General features: G+C 34.6%; 3 protein-coding genes. 1 reads left to right on the top strand and 2 read right to left on the bottom strand.

The window, feature by feature from the left end; translation table 11 throughout:
- Positions 1 to 3,031: Ig-like domain-containing protein (locus Z053_RS30340; RefSeq protein ID WP_025666400.1), on the bottom strand; the 3,031-nt coding region annotated here is incomplete at its 3' end.
- Between the two features lie 340 nt (positions 3,032 to 3,371).
- Here Z053_RS30340 and Z053_RS0118090 point away from each other — a divergent pair.
- Positions 3,372 to 4,082 carry a LytR/AlgR family response regulator transcription factor gene (locus Z053_RS0118090; protein ID WP_025666399.1) on the top strand — a complete coding sequence of 237 codons (711 nt, stop codon included), beginning with the start codon at positions 3,372 to 3,374 and terminating at the stop codon, positions 4,080 to 4,082.
- A 333-nt stretch (positions 4,083 to 4,415) separates the two neighbouring features.
- Here the strand turns inward: Z053_RS0118090 and Z053_RS0118085 are convergent, their stop codons facing one another.
- Complete coding sequence (locus tag Z053_RS0118085) at positions 4,416 to 7,028, bottom strand: glycosyl hydrolase family 18 protein (protein ID WP_035096380.1); 2,613 nt, start codon at positions 7,026 to 7,028, stop codon at positions 4,416 to 4,418.
- Positions 7,029 to 7,096: the final 68 nt, after the last annotated feature.

Here is a 7,096-nt window from a genome sequence, read left to right as displayed (position 1 = left end):
ACCCAGGAATATTACATGTAAATTTCTCTCCTTCGTTTTGTACCTCCTGATCTTTACTATATGAAGTTCCTGCAACATATTGTGGTAATCCATCGCAATTACCATTTCCTACTGTAGTCACCGAAATTGATATCGAAGAAGAAGTTGAAGTAGCTCCACCATTATCAGTAGCTTTAGCTGTCAACGTATAATTTCCTGCAGATGCGTTAGAAATTGTATATGCATAAGGACTACTAGTATCTTCTCCCAGTTTTGTGGCTCCATTAAAGAACTCTACTTTAGTAATAGTTCCATCACTATCAGAAGCATTTGCAGTAACAGAGATTGAAGTCCCTTCGCTAAAAGAGTCATTATTATTGGGCGAAGTAATCGTAACTGTTGGAGGAGTATTATTAACCCCATTAACGGTAATGCTTATTACAGAAGATGTGGTCGATGCTCCTTGGTTATCTGTTGCTTTGGCAGTTATCGCATAGTTTCCTGCAGAGATATTTTGCCAAACATATTCGTAAGGACTAGAAACATCTTCTCCTAGTTTTGTATTACCATTATAAAATTCAACTTTAGATACTGTACCATCTGCATCTGATGCATTAGCAGATATTGTTACAGATGCTCCTTCTTGAAACGAACTATTGTTATTTGGAGAAGTAATACTTACCGTAGGACTCGTATTAGGAGTACCTCCGGTACAGTCTCCTGTTTTTGACCATGCATCCTGCCAGTGAGCTCCAGTACCTGGTGCATATGCCCAAGCTGCTGCAGAAGAACACCATCCAGGAATATTACATGTAAACTTCTCTCCTTCATTTTGCACTTCCTGATCTTTGCTATACGAAGTACCTGCTACATATTGTGGTATATTATCACATCCCCCACCGGTACTACCATTCACAGTTACAGAAACACCAGAAGATACTGTTGCTGCATTTTTATCATCTGTTGCTTTTGCAGTTAATGTGTAGTTTCCTTTAGCGACATTTGCCCATGAATATTCGTATGGTGCAGTAGTATCTTCTCCTAACAGAGTTGTACCATTATAAAATTCAACTTTTGTAATGCTACCATCAGTATCAGGATCTGATGCATTTGCTTTTATAACAATAGTAGTTCCTTCTGTAAAAGTAGCATTATTAGCTGGTTCTGTTATATTTACTACAGGTGGTGTGTTTGTGCCACTACCGTTTACAGATACAGAAACCGCAGAAGAAGTTGTCGAAGCATTACCGTTATCAGTTGCCTTTGCTGTTAAAGTATAATTACCTGCAGAAACACTCGACCACGAATATTCATATGGTGATGTTGTGTCTTCTCCTAATTTTGTACTACCATTATAAAATTCGACTTTCGTAATAGTTCCATCACTATCTGCTGCATTTGCAGTAATGAGAATTGTGTCTCCTTCTGTAAAAGTAGAATTATTGGCAGGAGCTGTTATATTAACTGTAGGAGAAACATTTCCTCCTGGTCCTCCATTAGCAAAAACTTCATTAATTTTATTCACCAAAGGGGATTTTACATTAGACCATCTTTTAAGTTTTCTACCAAAAGAAGTTGCTGTACCTCCAAATTCAAGATCACCATAGACTGTCCAAATAATAGTCCCTCCTAACTCATTATCATTAATAAACTGAGCTTTAATACCAATAGATTCTTCGTCATCATAGCTTAAAAAATACTTTCCATTCACCAAATAAGGAACCTTAGCTTCGTCATCCCATTTTCTGGTCCATCCGCTATTAGGGGATAAAGCTTTTTGTTTGATAAAGAAATAATTTGGTGTACCATCATATACTTCTTTTGGCCAATTTGTATAATCTGCTGCCGTTTGTATAGGTCCATCAGGTTGAACAGTTTCTGCTCTTTTTACAGTTTTTACATTAAGATCTGCATTTCCTTCGGTAACAACACCTCTACCATAGAATGGAGCTCCAAAACATATTTTGTTTTTAGGAACTCCTGCTTCAACAAGTTTTTGTAAAGTAGATTGCCAATTAAAAAAAGATACTTCTGCATCAGTATATGGGTAAACAGGAGCATTATGTCCTGCTTTATTAGACCAACCACCATTATAATCATAAGTCATCATGTTAAAGTAATCCATATTAGCAACTACTCCAGACCAATTAAATCCATCCAGTTTTCTTGGATCTGCAGCCATAGCCGATGTAATTAATTTTGTAGGTCCTATAGCATTACGAATTTCTTGTAGTAAAGATTCAAAATTCGCAAAATCTGCCTGACTACCTGTAAAATTCATTCCTGAAAATGGTCCTGGATATTCCCAGTCTAAATCAATTCCGTCGAAACCAATATTGATTAATCTTTTACAGTCTTCAATAAATTTTGCTCTTTTTACAGGATCGGCAGCCATTTCTGGGAAATGTTTACACATACTCCATCCACCAATAGATGCCATCACTTTCACTCCTTTTTGATGTGCAAGGTCTAGTAATCCCAAAGCTCCGTTTTCTTTTTTAAGAGGTAACGGCAATCCACCGCTTAGTCCCCAAACTGGGTGTGTCCAGGTACTAGCTCCGACCTCTACTTGAAATCCTTGAGCTTCTGCACGTCTTTTTATATCTTCATTTACATAGTTTACATATTCTAATTCTCCGAATAAAAGATGTAAATCCCAACTGCTGTACAAATCTGTATAAAACAAATCTGCAGGTTCTTGTGTCACACCATCTTGATATATATTCTTATTTCTATGATCTCCACTATGCAAAGAACCATCACGAGCTACTCCAAAAAATGAATAATTTAGAATCGTGTATTTAGAATAATCAATATTTAAATGTGTAAGAGCTCCTGCTTCAGGTACTCCTGCCGTATTGGTTTTCCAGGCGTCCCAGTTGGTAATATATCCTATAATCTGTTTTTGATGATCAGAAGTGGTAGCACTTCCTCCTGTGTTCACTTGTGCATAAGCAATGCTCGAAACGCACATAAAAATAAAAAGCAAAGATGTTTTCAGATACAAATCTCGAAAACACCAAGCCTTAAAAGTTTGGTTTAATTTTTTCATAATTTCTTACCTTAAGTTATAAATGGTTTGTGTTATTATTTACGAAAACGTTGTAGTTTTCAATGAAAAAGTAGAAAGAACTCGGGGTTTAAAAAAACTAATTAGCTGAATGACTTAAAACTGTAGATTTTCAGAAGAAAAACAGGAATAAGATGCATTTTACTCATATTCTATAATTTCTATAGGAAAAAGAGATTATCGAACAAAAACCTTTTAAAAAGAAAACAATAAAAAAGAATAAATCAGGTTACATACCCAGATAGGAAGTAAGATTTATTCATAAAAAAAAGGAGTAAATAACAACTATTTATTTATAGAATAATCTCTAAAAGACTATAGAATGAAAGTAAGATGTTTACTTGTAGACAATGACCCGCTAGCTATCAGTGCTTTAAAAAAACACTTGGCACATTTTGAACATTTCGAGGTAGTTTTTGTTTGTAATAATGCTGTTGATGCTTTTAATTTTATTCGTGAAAATTCGATTGATTTAGTTTTTGTCGATATTTATACGCCTATGGTTAATGGGTTAGAATTTATTAAAAACATACACAATCCTCCTCTTATTATTATAACTTCTTCTGATGAAGATTATGCTGTACAAGGATTTGAGTTAGGAGTCATAGATTATTTAATAAAACCAATCTCTTTGAAGAGGCTTGTAAAATCTTTACACAAAATATCCAGGACATTAAATACGGTGAACAAACTGCCATATACATCTTCATTAGAAGATCACATTTTTATTAAAGTAGATAAAAAAATGATAAAAATATATTTTGAAGATATTTTATACATAAAAAGTCTTAAAGATTATGTTATCATAAAAACAGATCACAAAGATTATGTAACACATTACAACTTATCTGCAATTACCAGGCTACTACCAGAGTATCTTTTTATAAGAATCCACAGATCATATACTATCGCCATTAATAAAATTAAGGCAATTGATAAAAATTGTATCGAAATCGATGATAAATCACTTCCTATGGGAAGAAATTATATAAAAAAAGTTAAAGGTAAAATCATAAATGGAGTTACCGTTTAAATCAAAAAAAGATCCGAGATATACCCGGATCTTTAGTATGGATAAATGACTAGCATCTATTCACAACATAACAAACAAAATTTTAATCGGTATATTGTTTAGCACCGTATTTCCTAACTAAATCTTCATTTTCATCGCCTGTCAAGTTTGCAATGAACCGAAAAGAATACTGAACTTGTTATTTTCATAACGATGAAGTTTTAGCGTTTATATTATAGTCAATGAATCTGCCAAATCAGGGCCCTAGAATGCACCTGTAAAAAAATCGTTGAGCTTGTGTTAGCAAATCAATGTTTCAGGACCCGTCATTTGGCAATTTTCTATTATTCAATTTTATTTTTTAATTACTTTTTTGGTGATTACTTCTCCACCTATATTAATTTTGTAGATATAGATTCCACTTTTAAGAGTCGATAAATCTTGTGTGAAATCTCTACTTCCTGTATATTCTCTTAAAGATTTTGTATGCATTAATTTACCATAGATATCATACACATCAATTTTCACCCATGATACTTCAGAAACTGTTATCTGATATTTTATAACATCATCTACCAATGTTTGAAATGTAACAGAAGACATATTTGGGTTACTCTTAACACAGTCTGAAACAAACTCCCACACAGAACTACTACCAGGAGTTTCACCTTCTGTCCACCATTTGGCTTTATAGATTTTTTGGCTATGGTATACTTGATCCCCACTATTATATGCAATAGATGTTATCCATTGTGGAGATCCACAAAAATCTCCACCACCAGAGCCTCCGCCACAACTAGAAACAAATTCCCATACAGAGCTACTTCCCGGGGTTTCTCCCTTCGTCCACCATTTATTGGTATAGAGATTACCGTTATAACTTACTTTTTGTCCTGCTGTCGCGTATACCTTATCAGCTTGCCATTCTGCTATTCCATCACAACTTCCTCCCACTACTTTTTCTTTTACAGTAAACATAACAACTGTCTCGGTAGATAGTCCTTCATTATCTGTGGCAATAATTTTATAAGATACTTCACCAAAGGCTCTAGGAGTCCAGTCTGTAGTATATTGAGTACCATTTGCAGATGGAGTAATTTCAATATTATTTACAATAAATTTAACAGAGCTTACCTGGGTATCGTCTGTTACCGTAGCTTTTAACTGAATTGATGACAATGCTGTTTGTTCTATAACATCTGCATCTTTTGGTTCGATAAGAGTTATTGATGGAGGTGTATTACCTCCCACTAATTTCTCCTTTACTGTGAAAACAATTGTCTTTTCTGAAGTTGCATTTTTATTATCTGTAGCAGAAGCAATGAGCGTTACTTCACCAAATGCTGCAGGAGTAAAACTGGCTGTATAGCTACTTCCATTTGCTGTAGCACTAATGTTAGTTGTATTATGCTTAAACATAAAAGATTGAATGGTTCCATCGGAATCTGTAGCACTGGCTTTTAGTGTTATCGGAGACAATTCTGTTAATTCGATAACTTGTCCATTTGTGGGAGTCTCCCATACAACTGTTGGTGAATTGTTTATAGGATCAGTGTTTCCTGCAGCCTCATTTACTGCTTTAAGAATACTTGAAGGTGAATTATAATCGGTATCTTGTGTAAGTTCCCATATGATTAACCCCTGATGCCCATACTGCTTAGAATATTTTATTTTTTCTCCAGCTAATTTTGGTGTGTTATAGTATATCTTTTTTCCATTTTCTCCTATGTATCCTCTTAGATTTTTAGGATCCTTAGGGTCATAACTTGTTGCTGCATTAGCAAAATCTTTTATGATATCCTTATAAGGAACAAATTTAGCTCCATTTCCTCCATCAGGCTTCTTTTCAGAAAAATCGTAACCATACACAGGTAGTCCGAAAGCTAATTTGGCTTTTGGCACATTAAATCCTCCTGCATGATTCCAGGCTGGTGGAGCAAATCCCATCCAATATTCTAATGCATCTTGCGCAGAATAAATTGGATTATCTGCTGTTTGTCCTTGATAAGTCCCTGGTTCTACTTTATAAAGAGAAGAATGAGGTCCTTCTGGAGATTTATCCCATGATCCTGTAAAATCATAAGACATAAGACCAATCCAATCCATATAGTCTGCCATACCATCATCATAGTTATTTCCATACCAAGATGTTCCGAATACAGCGGCTGTAATTAACTTATTAGGTATTTTGGCTCTTAGTTTCTGGCTTAATTTTGTTAACCCAATACCTGCGGGATGAGGGCCTTTATCAGCATCCCCCCATTTGCTGCCTCTTACTCTTCCTCCCTGATCTGAAGTCCCGCTAATGGCTGGATCTGCCCACCAACATTCCATATCCAAATCAACACCATCCAAATCATTCTGAGTAACATAATTAGCAATCAATGTTGCAATTTCATCTAATTTACTATCGTTGTTTTGATATTTGGTCATTAACCATAAGAACGCATAATCAGTAGCCCCTCCTAATGCAACAGATACTTTTACTCCTTTGGCTTTGGCTTTTTGAAGAACACCCAAATCGTTAAGAACAGAATCTACTTTTCTAGATTGAAACTCATCAAAAGATATAGAAGCAAAATTTGAACTATTATAATCATTATTATTTTGCTTAAACATCAAAAAAGAAATATTTAGATGTGTTACTACCTCTGGATTAAATTTATTTTTGATATCATAATCAGCAACCCAGGTAGGCAAATATCCTATAATTCGTTGTTTACCAGAGTAATCCGGGCCTAATCCTCCATCTCCACATGGTCCTATTAGTTCCCAGGAGCCGGCTCCCGGAGCATCATTAGTATAGTATTTACACTTATAATTAATATTATTATAAGAAACTTCTTGCCCTTGTTTATAAGGGACTTTACTTGCATCCCACTCTGGTGAACAGGTAGGAAAAGTGTATTGTGCATGCATCAATAGCGCACAAAAAAACATAAACAAAAATGTATAAAAATTTTTCATGATTAGTGTGATTAATTAATTCGAGTTTTTATATGTATAATCGGGTAGTTAAATCAGTAATAAAAACT

The organism is Aquimarina megaterium XH134 (assembly GCF_000520975.1).
Classification (GTDB): Bacteria; Bacteroidota; Bacteroidia; order Flavobacteriales; family Flavobacteriaceae; genus Aquimarina; species Aquimarina megaterium.
The sequence above is the reverse complement of the archived record's forward strand: the minus strand, read 5'-3'. Positions and strand labels throughout refer to the sequence as shown.

Excerpts from the sequence above, each read along its gene's own strand:
- Z053_RS0118090 (WP_025666399.1), top strand. The coding sequence starts at position 3,372 with ATGAAAGTAAGATGTTTACTTGTAGACAATGACCCGCTAGCTATCAGT.
- Z053_RS0118085 (WP_035096380.1), bottom strand. The coding sequence starts at position 7,028 with ATGAAAAATTTTTATACATTTTTGTTTATGTTTTTTTGTGCGCTATTG.